Genomic DNA, 16,453 nt, shown 5'->3' on the forward strand with positions numbered 1-16,453 from the left:
GGTCACACGTTGCGCCCCGGCGCTAATCGTCCTCTGCGGAGCGTTGGAATGGCAATACGGCGGAGACCAGATCTTCTGCCGTCATGCCCTCTCCCGCCCTCTTGGCCGCCTCACCATGCAGCCACACACCAGCTGCGGCCGCTTCGAACGCAGGCATGCCCTGCGCCAGAAATGCACCAATGATGCCGGACAGAACATCGCCCGATCCGGCTGTGGCAAGCCACGGCGGCGCATTGGTATTGATCAGCGCTCGCCCGTCCGGCGACGCAATCACGCTGTCGCCCCCCTTGTAGACCACCGCCGCATTGGCGCGGCGGGCGGCCATGATCGCCTTGTCGACTTTGCCCAGCGCGTCATCGCCGGCGAGATCGGGGAAGAGACGGCCAAACTCGCCTTCATGCGGCGTCAGCACGAGCCGCTGTTCCCCATGGGAAAAGGCATCGAACAGAGCCTCCGGCGCGTCCCTGAAGCTCGATATCCCATCGGCGTCCAGCACAAGACTGCGTGCCTTGAGTGCCAGCGCGAAGTCGCGAGCCCGGTCCCCGATACCAAATCCCGGACCAAGAACGAAGGCGCTGAGCCGCTTGTCTGAAATCCAGTCTTCAAGGGCTGGGAGATCCGTCACCTCCTGCAGCATCACCGCTGTCAGATGAGCCGCATTGGCGTCCATGGCATCACGAGGCGCTGCGATTGTCACCAGCCCTGCCCCGGCCTTCAATCCCGCAATCGCACTCATGCGCGCGGCACCTGTGGCACTTGGACCTCCGGAAAACACCCCCAGATGCCCGCGGGAAAACTTGTGCTGCCCGGCTTTGCTCTGTCGCAGCTGAGTGCGCCAGAACACAGGGGCATTTTCCGCCACCGTTCCGGCGCAGGCTTTGACGATCCGCCAGGGGATGCCGATATCGAAGACTTCAACGCTCCCGCAGAGCGTGCGACCAGGCAGCAGCAGATGGCCGGGCTTTCGCGCCATGAAGGTGACCGTGTGTCTGGCCTCGAACGCCGCGCCCAGCACCTGCCCCGTCCGACCGTCCAGTCCTGACGGCAGATCGACCGCGATAACCGGCAGGCCCATGGCCGCGGTTTGCGCAATGGCCGCAATCACCTCTGCCGGTACGGCGCGCGCCAAACCCGCCCCGAACAGGGCGTCTATCACCACGTCTCCCGCGCGAGGCGACCACACCGCAAGGCTGTCGATCGGCAAATGCCAGCGATCGCGCGCTGATGCGGCATCGCCTTTTAGCCTGAGTGGGTCGCCCAGTGCGAAGACCTCTGTCGCGGCGCCCGATTGCGAAAGCGCGCGCGCGGCGACATACCCGTCGCCGCCATTATTGCCCGGGCCGCAGAGCACCACGAAGCGCTGAGCCTGCGGATAGTGCTTCAAGGCCGACGCTGCCACTGCCTGCCCTGCGGCCTCCATCAGGCGATAGCTATCGATCCCCGAATGTGCCGCTGCCCGATCGGCATCCGCCATTTCAGGAGGTGTGAGCAAAATGTGCAGGCGATCTTCGTTCATGAAACCCATCAAAGCAAATTATCGTGACAGACGACAGCGCCAAACTTTTCCCTTACGCGATAAAAAACATGCACTTGCCTATTTCCTAAACATAATATGTGGTGCAAGGAACGGCCTCGGTGATCGCTGTTGGATCATTCTCCTGTGATTTCCGTTGCAAACGACAATTTTTAGGCAAGATCGGCTGGATTTTTCCGCGCCATTAAGCGAGGTTTGCTCCAGCGGAGTGAGGAAGAGGTAATTTGGACCGAATCCCCATTACAATTTGGCACGTTACATGCATCATCGTGTGCGGGCGGGCATGAGCCCGCAAGTGTTGATGACGATGAGGAAGCGGAGAGATATTTTCTCATGAAAAAGATCGAAGCGATCATAAAGCCTTTCAAGCTCGACGAAGTGAAGGAAGCCCTTCAGGAAGTCGGTTTGCAGGGGATCACTGTAACCGAAGCCAAGGGCTTCGGTCGACAGAAAGGCCATACCGAGCTCTATCGCGGCGCGGAATATGTGGTGGACTTTCTGCCGAAGGTTAAAGTTGAGGTCGTCCTTGCGGACGATAACGTGGAGGCCGTCATAGACGCAATCCGCAACGCGGCGCAGACCGGTCGCATCGGGGATGGAAAGATTTTCGTATCCAATGTGGAGGAAGTCGTTCGTATCCGTACCGGTGAAACGGGCGTTGACGCCATCTAAACGACCTGAGCCTCTCCGGGAGGGACAGGCCATTCTAATCGTCATCACACACAAGGAATTGGATAAATGACGACCGCACAAGACATTATGAAGCAGATCAAGGACAACGACGTAAAGTTTGTCGACCTGCGCTTCACCGATCCAAGAGGAAAGCTGCAGCATGTCACGATGGACGTAACCTGCGTCGACGAAGACATGTTTACCGATGGCGTCATGTTCGATGGCTCTTCGATCGGCGGCTGGAAGGCGATCAACGAGTCCGACATGGTGCTGATGCCAGATACGGATACCGTCCATATGGATCCGTTCTTCGCCCAGTCGACCATGGTTGTCGTGTGCGACATTCTCGATCCGATCTCCGGCGAATCCTACAACCGTGACCCACGTGGTACGGCCAAGAAGGCTGAAGCCTATCTGAAGGCATCGGGTATCGGCGATACCATTTTCGTAGGTCCGGAAGCCGAGTTCTTCGTCTTTGACGACGTCAAGTACAAGGCCGACCCCTACAACACAGGCTTCAAGCTCGACTCGACCGAGCTGCCGTCCAACGACGACACCGATTATGAGACCGGCAACCTCGGTCACCGTCCGCGCGTCAAGGGTGGCTACTTCCCGGTTCCTCCGGTCGACAGCTGCCAGGACATGCGGTCGGAAATGCTGACCGTTCTGCAGGAAATGGGCGTTACCGTTGAAAAGCATCACCACGAAGTGGCTGCTGCCCAGCACGAACTGGGTATCAAGTTCGACGCCCTCGTGCGCAATGCCGACAAGATGCAGATCTACAAATACGTTGTGCATCAGGTTGCCAATGCCTATGGCAAGACCGCAACCTTCATGCCAAAGCCGGTCTTCGGCGACAACGGCTCGGGTATGCATGTGCATATGTCGATCTGGAAGGACGGCAAGCCGACTTTCGCTGGTGACGAATATGCCGGCCTGTCGGAAAGCTGCCTCTATTACATCGGCGGTATCATCAAGCATGCCAAGGCCATCAACGCGTTCTCCAACCCGTCGACCAACTCCTACAAGCGTCTGGTTCCGGGTTACGAAGCACCGGTTCTGCTGGCCTATTCCGCCCGCAACCGTTCGGCCTCCTGCCGTATTCCCTTCGGCTCCAACCCGAAGGCCAAGCGCGTTGAAATCCGCTTCCCGGATCCGACCGCCAACCCTTACCTCGCCTTTGCCGCCATGCTGATGGCCGGCCTCGACGGCATCAAGAACAAGATCCATCCCGGCAAGGCCATGGACAAGGATCTCTACGACCTGCCGCCAAAGGAACTGAAGAAGATCCCGACCGTCTGCGGTTCCCTGCGCGAAGCGCTGGAAAGCCTCGACAAGGATCGCAAGTTCCTGACCGCCGGCGGCGTGTTCGACGACGACCAGATCGATGCCTTCATCGAACTGAAGATGCAGGAAGTCATGCGTTACGAAATGACCCCGCATCCGGTCGAATTCGACATGTACTATTCCGTCTGATGCATCAAGGCTGCGGCCCGCCGTCGTGGACCGCAGCCGGAAAACATAAAAATCCGGCAAGCCGAATGGGCCTGCCGGATTTTTTTATACACTATAACATATAGATGGCGTCAGTTCTTCAACCGTTGCTTTAGCAGGTTGAGGTATTCTTCGTTGCCATCGGACGGCGCTGACGTTTTTGCCTTCACACATTGCGGAGCATAGTTGAGCGCCAGGCCAGCTTTCACGCAGCTTCCAACCTGCCAGCCGGGTGGCAGTGCCGTCAGATCGACAGAGGACCATTTCGGATGGCCGGTCTCCTTCAGCGTGTCGAGACCGTTGAGGATCAGGTTGGAGAAATCCGACACGGTCGAGCAACTTTGCCGATGATAGGCGTTGCGCTTAGGGTCATAGTCGAAGGTCATCAAGACAGCCTTCACCGCCACCAGATCGACAGCATCCTTCTGGAACGGATAGGTACCGGCGGGGATTTCCGCCTTGGTATAAGTGGCCAGAAGCGGCGTATCGGTGATCGGCAGAAGATGGAATTTCGACGGGTCGATATGGGCCTTGGCAAACAGCGACGCAGGCGCACCGGCAACATAGAAGAACGCGTCTATTTCGCCCGACTGCAACTTCGGCAGAGCCTGATCGGGATTGATGGCGATACGGTCGGCATCCTTGACCTGGAGGATATCGAGGATCAGCGATGCCGTCAGATAGGTGCCGCTATCCTTGACGCCGACCGCGACTTTTTTGCCGGCCAGATCCCTGATATCGGCAATCCCGGTTTTCGCCAGAATGTGCACCTCCTCGTTATAGAGGGGAAACATGATCCGCACGCCGCGAACTGCATCCTGGACCTCTGCATCGTTGGCCTCAAAGGTTTTCAGATATTCCAAAACATCGCTTTGTACGATCCCGAACTGGGTATTGCGTCGGTTGCGCACGCCGACGAAATTTTCCAGCGAACCTGCGGTTTCCACAACGTTGAGTGTCAGCCCGCATTCGGCACCAAGCGATGCGATATCGCGGCCAATGCGGATATAGGTCCCGGTCGGACCGCCCGTCATGATATTGCGCTCGAATTCGGCAGCCTGACTTTGGGCGGCCGATGGCATCACAGCGCAAAGCCCAACGGCAAGGCCACAGAGTATTTTGGCGATCGGTTTCACGGGGCTATCTCCTCTCGTCAGCAACCGCTCCTTAGCGTGCTGATCAGATCTCGCAAGGCAACGACGGGAACCCGGTCGAAAACGGCTCCAAGCGATGTTGTCACACATTCCCCGGCAACGAGCCGGTCGGTTAATTCTCGGCGCTCTGAACCGGAGAGCGTTCGCAAACTGGAGGATGCGCCAATGGCCACTTCCACAGCACTGCGGCTTCGCGGGGTGAGCGCATCCGGTTGTGGTGGCGGCGGCGTTTCCGACAATTCGATTAAAGCATCCGGCTGAACGTCTTCGACCGCACCGTCCTTCGCCGCCAGAGCATCCTTCGCCTTTGTCAGGGATTGCTGGGCCTCATCAAGCTGGCTCTCTAGACGCATGACCTGATCGGAGGTCTCGGCATTCTCGCTCGTCAACGCCTCTACCTTGCGGCCCATGTCGTCGCGTTCGGTCTCCAACACCTTGATGCGCTGCTGGAGGCTTTCGCGGGCCTGCATCAATTCCGGCACGACCGTGTCGTTCAGGTGAGAAAGTTCACCGGTCAGCCGCTCGACTTCGGCATTGGCTTCAGAAATGCTGCTTTGTTGCCGGTCGGTATCGGCAGCTCTATCGGCTTTCAGTGCCTCGATCTGTTGTTTCAGCGCGCGGCGCTCTTCGCTAAGCGCCGCAAGATTGTCCGTCATGCGGTCCAGATCTTCTGCTTGCCGCGCCGTTTGCGCATTAAGCCTGTCGACGGCGGGACTGGTGCTATCGGCAGGCACTGTCGCGCCCGGCTGCAGCTTGCCGGCATCATCCAGCTGGCTTTGCAGCACGTCTCGCTGCTGCTTGACGCCTTCGAGTTCCGTTCGGGCTGCCGCAAGCTCGGCCGCCCGATCAGGCTGCGTCAGGCGCAATGTGGCATAACCGCCGAGGAAACCGAGAGTAGCAAAAATCAGGCAGGCCAGGATCACAACAGGCGCGCGCATACCGCCTCTCGATGGTCCGATAGTCTCCCTGCCCCACTGGCTAGCCAATACCCTGCGTCTCCATGTTCTCATCAGTCACTTGCGAAGAAATCGCGAGCCGCGCTGAATCTCGTTTTCGGACAAAGGGATAACGTGAAAAGACAGCCCTTACAAGAAATCCCGGGACGAGTGATAGTTGTGACATAGGCGGCATGCGCACTGTTCAGAGCGGTCAACGGCGTCTACCATAATGCTCTCGATTCCGCTCTGCCATCCGGCACGCTGCGTCTTTAATCTGGTCGTTTTATCATGGGTCCGCAAGGCAACGAAAAGCCGAGGCTGTTCGATTGGGTGCTGTTTATTCTGGCGCCGGTATTCTTCTCCACCAATCTCATATTTGGCCGTGGCATTACGGGTGACATTGCGCCCTTTACCACGGCCTTTATCCGTTGGTTCGGTTCGGCACTGATCATGTGTCCTTTCGTCTATGCCGACCGTCGCGCCTGCATAGCTTTCGTCAAATCCCATACCGGCCTCTGGCTCTGGCTCGGATTTCTGGGAATGGGCATTTGCGGTGGCTTCGTCTATTGGGCGCTCACCATGACCACCGCCTCCAACGGCACACTGATCTACACCACCTCCTCGCTCTATATCATCCTGTTGCAGTGGCTGCTGCAGGGTCGCCGGATCAGCCTGCGCGAACTGTCCGGCATGGCGATTGCCTTTGCAGGCGTCGGGGCGATTGTTTTCAAGGGTTCATGGGAAACGCTGATCGCGATACGGTTCAATATCGGCGATCTGGGCATTCTGGTGGCCGCCGTCTCCTTTGCGCTTTATTCGCTGACCCTCAGACGACCGGCCATTGCCGCGATGAAATCGCTGCCATTGTTCGGTATGCTTGCCCTTGCCGGAGCCGTCGTCCTGTTTCCTGCAGCCCTCTATGAGCTCCTGTCGGGCGGGCTCATGCCCGACAGCGTTTCCGACTGGACCAAACTGGCCGGAATCATTCTGTTTGCCTCGCTGGCAGCCTTTTTATGTTTCCAGCATTCGGTGCGCATATTCGGCCCCGCCATGGCCGGAACCACCCTCTATCTGATGCCGCCGATCTCGATACTGATGGCGGTCCTGTTCCTGGGCGAACAATTCCATCGCTATCACGCGGTCGGTATCGTGCTTGTCACAGGCGGCCTCGTCCTTGCATCCTGGCCAGCGCGGCGCGTCGCAACGGTATAGTTGCCAACGCATAACCGTTTTCGCATGCCCCCTTGATGTCTGGGCCCTGCTACCCCAAATTATTGTGGGAAAAGGAGTTCAATCATGAAAATGCGCAAAGCAAAATTTGGTATCGGGGACATCGTCCGGCACAAGATCTTGCCGTTCCGCGGTGTCGTTTTCGATGTTGATCCGGAATTCGCCAATAGCGAAGAGTGGTGGAACGCGATCCCTCTGGAGATCCGTCCAAGTAAGGACCAGCCCTTCTACCACCTTCTGGCAGAGAACGAAGAAACCGAATATGTCGCCTATGTTTCGGAGCAAAATCTGGAAGAAGACGACAGCGACATGCCGCTTCGCAACCCGCAGATCAACCAGATCTTCGTGGTCGAGAGCGGTGGTCATTATAAACCCAGGATGAACTTCGCCCATTAAGGGCGACTGACAAAAGACGCTCCCAAAAAGAAAGGCCCGGTTTCCCAGGCCTTTTTTCTGTCTTCAATCGACGATGGCTTACTGGCCTTCTTTGGCCGCCTTCTGAGCGTCTTCCAATGCCTTGCGGCTTTCTTCGGTCTTCTTCTGCATGGCTTCCTGCAGCAGGCGCTGGCGATCTTCAGCCTGCGACTGGGTCATGGCCGGACCTTCCAATGCGCCGGTAAAGCCGCTCAGCGAAATCTTGATCGGGTTCGGAGCATGGCGGAAGTTGATCGAGGTGAACACCACTTCGCCGCCCTTCTTCAGGCTGTCCACCATCGCATCCGTCAGCGGAAACTCGGCGGTGCAGCGATCGGGCAGGCATACGGCGTAATCGAGCTTCTGGCCTTTGCCGCCGTCGATCTGCATCTGCACGCCCGGAGGAATCAGACGTGCGGACGGAACGGTGACCTGAAGGATCTTGCGGTTGACCTTGCCTTCAACCGTGATGACGCCCACAGCCGTGATCAGCTGACCATTCTGCGCGACGATCTGGTTCTGCACGATGCAGATGTCGGAATCTTCCTGCTTGGTGCAGGTCTTGAACCAACCCTGCGGCGGCTGACCGGCTGCGGCCTGTTGCGCGGAGGAAATGGCTGGGGCCGAAACCGCGCCGATTGTGAGGGCGACGGCGGAAAGCGCCAGACGCGTCGATTTTGTTGCTTTGAACATCATAACGAAATCCGTCTCCTGAAATCCGGGGCTGGATCGACATCGTGCGAACTGCACTGATTTGTCGTTGGCCAGTCCCTCCATCTCAAATAAGGCAAATACATGACCTGCCTCTTCCGGGAACACCTGTTACATTGCACGCAGGCGAATATCCAGTCCTACTTTTCGGATATGTCCGCCAAACCGGGCGATTGGCACGCGATTGCCTTGGTATTGACTGCTTTCGTGGTAGTTTGGCGAGAATTGATTCAAACATGAAACTTTGGAAAGGTCTTCGTTTGCACCGCCTTGCCACCAGTCTATTCTTCATCCTCATTTCAAGCGCTGCTGTCGCACAACCGCTGCATGGGATCGCCATGCATGGCGAACCGGCCCTGCCCCCGGACTACACGCACTTCAGCTATGTGAACCCCGACGTGAAGAAGGGCGGCAAGATCGCCTATGGTGTGGTCGGCACCTATGACAGCTTCAATCCCTTTGTGTTGAAGGGAATGCGCACCACTGCGCGCGGTGTCTGGGATCCGCAATTTGGCAATCTGATTTACGAACCGCTGATGACGCGGTCTTATGATGAGGCCTTTTCCGTTTATCCGCTCATCGCCGAAAGCGTGGAATGGGATGACGACAGGACCTTCGTTCAGTTCAACCTCAATCCAAAGGCCCATTGGAGCGACGGTGAGCCGATCACACCTGATGATGTGATTTTCACATTCAACCTGCTCGCAGAAAAGGGCCGTCCGCCCTATAGCTCACGTCTGGCAACCGTGGAGAAGATGGAAAAGGTTGGGGAGCACAGCGTTCGCTTCACTTTCAACGACAGGGCCAATCGCGAGACGCCCCTGATCCTGGCCTATGCAACGCCTATCCTGCCGAAACACGCGATCGATCCGGATACATTCGATCAGAGCTCGCTGCAGGTCCCTGTCGGCTCCGGTCCTTACAAGGTCAAGTCGATCCAGCCGGGCGAGAAGATCGTCTATGAGCGTGATCCGGATTATTGGGGCAAGGACATCCCGTCAAAGGTGGGCTTTGACAATTACGACGAGATTTCTGTCACCTATTTCCTCCAGCAGTCGACGCTGTTCGAAGCCTTCAAGAAGGGCAATGTCGACGTCTATCCCGAGGGCGACGCAATCAGCGGCAGTGCCGATGCCGGCCATTGGGGCAAGGCCTATGACTTTCCAGCCGCCGAACGCGGCGACATCGTCAAGGAAGTATTCGAGCCGCAGCTTCCCTCCGGCATGTTCGGTTTCGTCTTCAATACGCGTCGGCCAATTTTTGCCGATGAAAAAGTCCGAGAAGCACTGTCCATCGCTTTCGATTTCAACTGGGTGAACAAGAACCTGTTCGGCGATGCCTTCACCCGCACGGAAAGCTTCTGGCAGAACTCCGCGCTCGGAGCCTATGGCAACGCCGCCGATGCGCGTGAACTGGCGCTTCTCGGACCGGCCAAGGACAAGATCCCGGCCGACCTGCTGGCGGGCACCTACACGATGCCGATCACGGATGGCACGGGCACGGATCGCAAGGTCTTGCGCCAGGCCGTCACACTGCTGGCTAAGGCTGGTTACAAGATATCTGGCGGCAAGATGGTCGATGCGTCCGGCAATCAGCTGGCCTTCGAGGTGATGACCCAGAACCCGGCGCAGGAGAGAATGGCCATTGCCTATCAGCGCACGCTGGCTCTGATCGGGGTCGCCATGCAGGTTCGCACCGTGGACGATGCGCAATACCAGTCGCGCACTTCCTCTTTCGACTACGATATGATCGTCAAGGCCTATCCTTCGTCCCTGTCGCCGGGCACCGAGCAGCGCTTCCGCTGGGAATCGACATCGCGCGATGCACCGGGCAGCTATAATTATGCCGGCGTGGCAGATCCCGACATCGACCGGATGATTGAAGCTGTCACCCAGGCGCGGAGCATGGAAGATTTTCAGGCCGCTGTCCGTGCGCTGGACCGCCTGCTGGTGGCCGGTCATTATGTCGTGCCGCTCTATCACATCGGCTCGCAATGGATTGCGCGCTGGAAGCATATCGAACATCCGGAGGGATCCCCCCTTTATGGCTATCAACTTCCGGTCTGGTACGATGCGCGTGCCCAATAGGCGCGCGCATCTTTAACGCAAATGGTTGAAGGCGCCTGACCGGGCCCCTATCTGCCCCTCATCCGAACTCCAATTCCAAGGTCAGGTTATACCCCGTGAACCGCATTACCGTTGATATCGTCTCCGACATCGTTTGCCCCTGGTGCTACCTCGGCAAGACCCGTTTCGAACTTGCCATTGCCGAAGTGCAGGACGAACTCGGCGTCGACATCAACTGGCGTCCGTATCAACTCGACCCGGATGCGACTGCAGAAGGTGCAGACTACCGCGAACATCTGGTGGCCAAATTTGGGAGCGCAGAACGACTGGATGAGATGCAGGGACAGCTCGTGGAGCTCGGCCGCGAAATCGGCCTCGACTACCACTTCGACAAGATCAAGGTTCGCTCCAATACCATGGATGCCCACCGCGTGATCCACTGGGCGCAAGCCGAAGGTCGCGAGAAGCAGAATGCCGTGGTTGACCGGCTGTTTGTGGCGCATTTCGTCGAGGGGCAAAACATTGCCGACAAACAGGTACTGACCACGATTGCCGGCGAGGCAGGCCTCGACCCACAGGTGATCGAACGTCTTCTCGACGGTGATGTCGACTGCGACACCATACGCTCGGAAATCGGCGCTGCGCAGAATATGGGTGTCTCAGGCGTCCCCTTCTTCATCTTCGATCAGCAATATGCCGTAAGTGGCGCGCAATCCGTCGAGGTCTTCGCCGGTGCGCTGCGTGACATTGTGCGTGCCAAGGCAGAGGCCCAGCAAAAACTGAATTGACGGGGTGCAGTATCGATCCTAAGCAGTCGAAAACCTCCTCCTCTCACGGATTGCCGCTTTGCGCACAGACCCGCTTTTTCGAGGCATCGCTCTCGCCTTTATCGCCTTTGCCTCCTATGCGGTGAGCGATGCCTGCGTGAAATTGATCGAGGGGCGCATCAGCCCCTTTGAATCCGGTTTCTTTGGTGCCGTGTTCGGTATTGCCGCCATTCCTTTTCTGATGAAGAACGGCGACCGCTGGGCGGACCTGTTCCAGACCACCAACCGCCCGCTGTGGTTGCTGCGCTTTGTCTCTGCCGGCGCCGGCATCATAGGATCGGTCACGGCCTTTACCCATCTGTCGATGGCCGAGGCCTTCTGCCTGATCTTCCTTCTTCCCTCTTTTGTCACCATCATGTCGGTTGTTTTCCTGAAGGAACAGGTCGGCGTGAAACGCTGGAGCGCAGTGCTGATCGGCTTTATCGGCGTGCTGATCGTACTGAGACCGGGATTCCGCGAGCTTTCCATTGGCCATGTCGGTGCAATCTTCGCCGGTCTCGGCGGGGCAGTCTCGATTGTCATTTTCCGCGCCATCGGTCCCTCGGAGAAGAACATCTCGCTTTACGGGGCCGGAATGCTCGGTGGCTTCATCATCTGCGGCATTGCCATGTCGAGCAATTTCGTCATGCCAAGCGGAACCGACTGGCTGCTTTTGGCCGGCTACGGTATTCTCGGGGCGCTGGGCAACATCCTGTTGATGTTTGCCGCGCGCTACGTACCGGCAACGGTCGTTGGCCCGATCCAATACAGTCAGATGATCTGGGCTATCATCTTCGGCTATGTGATTTTTGGCGACAAGATCGACCTGCCCATCATCGTCGGAATCGCGCTCATCATTGGATCAGGCCTGCTGACCCTGTCGCGCGAGCGCACCCGTGGCGTTCAACTGCCGCCAGCGGTGGCCGCCGACGATGGAAGCGCGGCGCTGGCGGTGAAGCCGGAAGAGGTGGACGAGCCGAAGGCATAGAAACCGTTCCGACGTGCCGTTGATTGGCAACAAGTGGAGATTGGCATGGAGATCCGACAGTGTCAGCCGGGTGACGTCGACAAGCTTTTGACGCTGTACCGCGAACTTCAGCCCGATGATCCCGAACTGCCGGTTTCAGACGCGGTAGCGCGTCTCGAGCAACTCCACCGATTGCCGGCAAGCGGCATTTTCCTCGGCTGGATCGGAGCGGAACCCGTAACCACCTGCATGCTCGTTGTAATCCCGAACCTGACACGAGGTGGCGCCCCTTATGCCCTCATCGAAAATGTGGTCACCGCCAATGCCTATCGCAGACGCGGCTATGGCAAGTTGATCCTCCAGTCTGCAATCGAAGCGGCCTGGCAGACTGGTTGCTACAAGGTGATGCTACTGACGGGGTCAACACGACCGGAAACCCTGGCCTTCTATGAGGCGGCGGGTTTTGAGCAGAGCAAGACAGGTTTCCAGATCCGACGTGTCGCCAGACGCGCGCAATAAAGGGTGCTGTGTCAGCACCCTTATTCTGCCCACAAGAATGGAAGGTTCAGCCCTTCGCCAGCTCCGCAAATTGCGTCATCACCACAGCCGCCCCCTGCAGTCGCTTCTCCGGTGTCGGCAGGTCGCGGGTGAGGAAGACGCTCTGGTCCGGCCGGATCTTGGCCATGGTGCCCTGTTTGGCGATATAGCCGACCAGCGCTGCCGGGTTCGGGAATTCCTTGTTGCGGAATTGCACAACGACGCCCTTCGGTCCCGCTTCCAGCTTCTCGACATTGGCCTTGCGGCAAAGCGCCTTGATATAGACGATCTTCAACAGATGCTGGACCTCGATCGGCAGCGGCCCGAAACGGTCGATCATCTCGGCACCGAAGCCGTCGATATCGTTGAGTTCGGTCAGTTCGCCGAGACGGCGATAAAGACCAAGCCGCAGATGCAGATCCGGTACATAATCGTCCGGGATCATCACCGGCGTGCCGACCGAAATCTGCGGTGACCAGCCCGTATCGGCGATCTCGTCCACGCCCTTCACTTCGGCCACAGCCTCTTCCAGCATCTGCTGGTAAAGCTCGAAACCGACTTCCTTGATATGGCCGGACTGTTCTTCGCCCAGAAGATTGCCCGCACCGCGGATATCGAGGTCGTGGCTGGCGAGCTGGAAGCCGGCACCCAGCGTGTCGAGCGATTGCAGCACCTTCAGGCGGCGCTCGGCGGTACCCGTCAGCTTCTTGTTGACCGGAAGGGTCAAAAGCGCAAAGGCACGAACCTTGGAGCGACCGACACGTCCGCGCAGCTGATAGAGCTGCGCCAGCCCAAACATATCTGCACGGTGAACGATCATGGTGTTGGCGGTTGGCACATCGAGGCCCGATTCGACAATCGTCGTGGACAACAACACGTCGTAGCGTCCGTCATAGAAGGCATTCATGATGTCTTCCAGCTCACTTGCCGCCATCTGCCCATGGGCAACCGCAACCTTCAGCTCCGGCACATCGGAGGCCAGAAACGACTGGATTTCCGGCAGGTCTGCCAGGCGCGGGCAGACATAGAAGCTCTGCCCGCCGCGATAATGCTCGCGCATCAGCGTTTCGCGGATCACCAGCGGATCGAACGGCGAGACGAAAGTGCGCACCGCCATACGGTCGACCGGCGGCGTTGTGATCAGCGACAATTCGCGCACGCCCGTCATCGACAGCTGCAGCGTGCGCGGGATTGGCGTAGCCGACAAGGTCAGCACATGGATATCGGATTTGAGATCCTTCAGTCGTTCCTTGTGCTTCACCCCGAAATGCTGTTCTTCGTCGATGATCAGCAGGCCGAGATTGGCAAAATTGATACCGGTGCCGAGCAGTGCATGGGTGCCCACCACGATATCGGTCTTGCCCTCGGCAAGTTCCTTCTTAACCAGGTTGAGTTCCTTGGTGCCGACCAGGCGCGACGCCTGCTGGATGCGAATGGGAAGGCCCCGGAAACGCTCGGTGAAGGTCTTGAAATGCTGGCGGGCAAGCAGCGTAGTCGGCACGACCACGGCCACCTGGACGCCGTTCATGGCAGCAATAAAGGCCGCGCGCAGCGCCACTTCCGTCTTGCCGAAGCCGACATCGCCGCAGATGAGGCGGTCTGCCGGACGACCGGCGGCGAGATCTCCGCGCACCGACTCAATCGCGCTCATCTGGTCTTCGGTCTCGTCATAGGGGAAGCGCGCGGCAAATTCGTCGTAGAGCCCTTCCTGAGTGGTGAGCACCGGTGCTGTGCGTGTCAGGCGCTCGGCCGCGACCTTGATCAGGCCACCGGCCATATCGAGAAGGCGCTTCTTGAGCTTCGCCTTGCGCATCTGCCAGGCGCCACCGCCCAGCCTGTCCAGTTGCACTTCGGTGCCCTCGCCGCCATAGCGCGACAAAAGGTCGATGTTTTCGACCGGCAAGAAGAGCTTGGCATCGTCCGCATAGCGCAGCTCGAGGCATGCATGGGGCGCGCCTACGGCCTCAATGGTGCGAAGACCGACGAATCGGCCGATCCCGTGCTCGGCATGGACAACGATCGAACCTTCATCGAGGCCGGAGACTTCCGAAATGAAATCGGCACCGCGCTTGCGGCGTTTGGAGCGGCGCACCATGCGGTCGCCCAGAATATCCTGCTCACCGACAACGACGAAATCGCCGGATTCGAAGCCGGCTTCCAGCGAGAGTACGGCCGCTGCCGCCTCGCCCTGTTTCAGCGTGTCGAGATCTTTCAGCGCCGTAATCGGCTTTAGCCGTTCCAGCCCGTGCTCGTTCATCACCTGCAACAACCGGTCGAGCGAACCCTCAGACCAGCCGGAGATCACGACCTTGGAACCACCTGCCCGTTTGTCGGCGATATACTTGACGGCCTGGTCGAACACATTGACACGCTGGTCGCCACCCGCCTCGACGGCGGCCTTGGCCCAGCGTGGATTGGGCCGCGCCGTCAGTTCGACCACAGCGCGGGCGCTGCTGTCCACCTCGGCAAAGGGGGTGAGCCGCACAGGTTCCAGCGCATCGAGCGTCCTGGAGAATTCCGGTGCTTCGAGATAGAGCTGTCCCGGAGGCACCGGCTTGTACGGCGTGCCTTGCGACAGATGTCCCTTGCCGCTCGAACGCTGTTCGTGGCGCGCTTCATAATAATCGCGAATGAGCTTGGCGCGCTCTTCTGCCGCTTCCTTCACCGTGTGATCGGTGACGATCCGGAAACCCTGCAGATAGTCGAAAACCGTCTCGGTGTTTTCGTAGAACAGTGGCAGCCAATGTTCCATACCCGCATAGCGCCGACCTTCCGAGACAGCGGTATAAAGCGCGTCATCGCGGGTCGCTGCGCCAAACAGCGAAAGATAATTCTTGCGAAACCGGCTGATCGTCTCCGGTGTCAGCGTCACCTCGCTCATGGGGTTCAGATCGAGCGACCGGATCTGGCCGATCGTGCGCTGGCTTGCCGGATCGAAGGAGCGAATGCTTTCCAGCGTATCACCGAAGAAATCGAGCCGCACCGGTTCTTCGGTGCCGGGCACGAACACATCGAGAATGCCGCCGCGCACCGCATACTCGCCGACCTCGCGCACCGTGGCTACGCGTTCGAAACCGTTACGCTCCAGGCGCGCAACGACATCGTTCATGTTGACCTGATTGCCCGGTTTTGCCGAAAAACCGAGACTTCCGATGACATCTGCGGGCGCCAGCCGCTGCAACAGGGCATTGACGGTGACCAGCACGATGGCCGCATGCGGTTTGCGTTGATGGGCAATGAGACCGGAGAGTGCCGCCAGACGACGGGCCGACACGTCGGCACTCGGCGACACACGGTCATAGGGAAGGCAGTCCCAGGCCGGGAGGGTCAAGACAGGGATGTCTGGTGCCGCAAAGCCGAGCATCTGCTCAAGGTCCTGCAGCCTTTGACCATCGGACAGCACATAGGCAACGGGCTGGCCCTCACGGGCGAGTTCCGCCAGCAAGAACGCATCCATGCCGTCAGGCACATGGGCAATCGTCAGCGGGCCCTTGGCGCGCGCCGTGGTCTTGGTATCGAGAAAGCGGATCATTTCAGTTTGCCGGAAAGCTCCATGGTGACCGGATCGAAGTCCGGACGAAGGGCAGCGATGCGTCGAAACATGGGCGTATCCATGCGCTCGGGCCAGACATCTGCACCGGTGATCCACTTCACCAGATCATTGTCTTCTTCCTTCATCACCAGTTCCAGCGCGTCGAGATCGGCATCGCTCATATCGGCGATTTCCTGCTCGGCGAACTGGCCGAGCATCAAATCCATCTCGCGGATGCCGCGATGCCAGCAGCGAAACAAAATCCGCCGGCGCCGGGGGTCCAGATCGGCGCTGGAGCGCTTGAGCCCTGTCATGTCGAGATCACCTTCCTGTTGATGCGCCTCTATAGCGCTGTCAGTCGCACTTGTCAGCCTTGCCAACCGCTTAATCACATCGCA

At 58.7% G+C, this 16,453-nt stretch carries 14 protein-coding genes; 8 read left to right on the forward strand and 6 right to left on the reverse strand.

What is annotated here, in order from left to right:
• Positions 1 to 22: 22 nt before the first annotated feature.
• Positions 23 to 1,516 carry an NAD(P)H-hydrate dehydratase gene (locus ACQQ2Q_RS09125; RefSeq protein ID WP_428186749.1) on the reverse strand — a complete coding sequence of 498 codons (1,494 nt, stop codon included), beginning with the start codon at positions 1,514 to 1,516 and terminating at the stop codon, positions 23 to 25.
• 351 nt (positions 1,517 to 1,867) lie between these two features.
• Between ACQQ2Q_RS09125 and ACQQ2Q_RS09130 the strand changes: the two genes are divergently transcribed.
• Both ACQQ2Q_RS09130 and glnA read left to right on the forward strand, forming a co-directional pair.
• A complete protein-coding gene (locus ACQQ2Q_RS09130; RefSeq protein ID WP_428186750.1) occupies positions 1,868 to 2,206 on the forward strand; it encodes a P-II family nitrogen regulator in 339 nt (112 codons plus the stop codon).
• A 66-nt stretch (positions 2,207 to 2,272) separates the two neighbouring features.
• Entirely contained in the window at positions 2,273 to 3,682 is a 1,410-nt protein-coding gene (gene glnA, locus ACQQ2Q_RS09135) for a type I glutamate--ammonia ligase (RefSeq protein ID WP_428186751.1), read from the forward strand.
• Between the two features lie 110 nt (positions 3,683 to 3,792).
• Here glnA and ACQQ2Q_RS09140 read toward each other — a convergent pair whose 3' ends face one another.
• Complete coding sequence (locus tag ACQQ2Q_RS09140) at positions 3,793 to 4,836, reverse strand: TAXI family TRAP transporter solute-binding subunit (protein ID WP_428186752.1); 1,044 nt, start codon at positions 4,834 to 4,836, stop codon at positions 3,793 to 3,795.
• A 17-nt stretch (positions 4,837 to 4,853) separates the two neighbouring features.
• Positions 4,854 to 5,792 (reverse strand): hypothetical protein, encoded by a 939-nt coding sequence (locus ACQQ2Q_RS09145; RefSeq protein WP_428186753.1) that lies wholly within the window; start codon positions 5,790 to 5,792, stop codon positions 4,854 to 4,856.
• A 288-nt stretch (positions 5,793 to 6,080) separates the two neighbouring features.
• Between ACQQ2Q_RS09145 and ACQQ2Q_RS09150 the strand changes: the two genes are divergently transcribed.
• On the forward strand, positions 6,081 to 7,004 hold the full coding sequence (locus ACQQ2Q_RS09150; RefSeq protein ID WP_428186754.1) for a DMT family transporter: 924 nt from the start codon (positions 6,081 to 6,083) through the stop codon (positions 7,002 to 7,004).
• Between the two features lie 84 nt (positions 7,005 to 7,088).
• The gene (hspQ, locus tag ACQQ2Q_RS09155; RefSeq protein ID WP_428186755.1) at positions 7,089 to 7,418 is read left to right on the forward strand and encodes a heat shock protein HspQ; all 330 of its coding nucleotides are present in this window, start codon (positions 7,089 to 7,091) and stop codon (positions 7,416 to 7,418) included.
• 78 nt (positions 7,419 to 7,496) lie between these two features.
• Here hspQ and ACQQ2Q_RS09160 read toward each other — a convergent pair whose 3' ends face one another.
• Positions 7,497 to 8,132: an invasion associated locus B family protein gene (locus tag ACQQ2Q_RS09160; protein WP_428186756.1), complete on the reverse strand. Its 636-nt coding sequence runs from the start codon at positions 8,130 to 8,132 to the stop codon at positions 7,497 to 7,499.
• Between the two features lie 251 nt (positions 8,133 to 8,383).
• On the opposite strand from ACQQ2Q_RS09160, the gene ACQQ2Q_RS09165 reads away from it, so the two are divergent.
• From ACQQ2Q_RS09165 to ACQQ2Q_RS09180, 4 genes are all read left to right on the forward strand, one after another.
• Entirely contained in the window at positions 8,384 to 10,234 is a 1,851-nt protein-coding gene (locus ACQQ2Q_RS09165) for an extracellular solute-binding protein (RefSeq protein ID WP_428186757.1), read from the forward strand.
• Between the two features lie 95 nt (positions 10,235 to 10,329).
• Positions 10,330 to 11,001, forward strand: a complete 672-nt coding sequence (locus ACQQ2Q_RS09170; protein WP_428186758.1) for a DsbA family oxidoreductase — start codon at positions 10,330 to 10,332, stop codon at positions 10,999 to 11,001.
• A 58-nt stretch (positions 11,002 to 11,059) separates the two neighbouring features.
• The gene (locus ACQQ2Q_RS09175; protein WP_428186759.1) at positions 11,060 to 12,007 is read left to right on the forward strand and encodes a DMT family transporter; all 948 of its coding nucleotides are present in this window, start codon (positions 11,060 to 11,062) and stop codon (positions 12,005 to 12,007) included.
• Positions 12,008 to 12,052: 45 nt separating this feature from the next.
• The gene (locus ACQQ2Q_RS09180; protein WP_428186760.1) at positions 12,053 to 12,505 is read left to right on the forward strand and encodes a GNAT family N-acetyltransferase; all 453 of its coding nucleotides are present in this window, start codon (positions 12,053 to 12,055) and stop codon (positions 12,503 to 12,505) included.
• A gap of 46 nt (positions 12,506 to 12,551) precedes the next feature.
• Here the strand turns inward: ACQQ2Q_RS09180 and mfd are convergent, their stop codons facing one another.
• On the reverse strand, positions 12,552 to 16,055 hold the full coding sequence (mfd, locus tag ACQQ2Q_RS09185) for a transcription-repair coupling factor (protein ID WP_428186761.1): 3,504 nt from the start codon (positions 16,053 to 16,055) through the stop codon (positions 12,552 to 12,554).
• On the reverse strand, positions 16,052 to 16,369 hold the full coding sequence (locus ACQQ2Q_RS09190; RefSeq protein ID WP_428186794.1) for a succinate dehydrogenase assembly factor 2: 318 nt from the start codon (positions 16,367 to 16,369) through the stop codon (positions 16,052 to 16,054). Before ACQQ2Q_RS09190 ends, mfd begins: the two co-directional genes overlap by 4 nt.
• Between the last annotated feature and the right edge of the window lie 84 nt (positions 16,370 to 16,453).

Origin of the sequence: Agrobacterium sp. ES01, assembly GCF_050320885.1 — a bacterium.
Lineage (GTDB): Bacteria > Pseudomonadota > Alphaproteobacteria > Rhizobiales > Rhizobiaceae > Allorhizobium.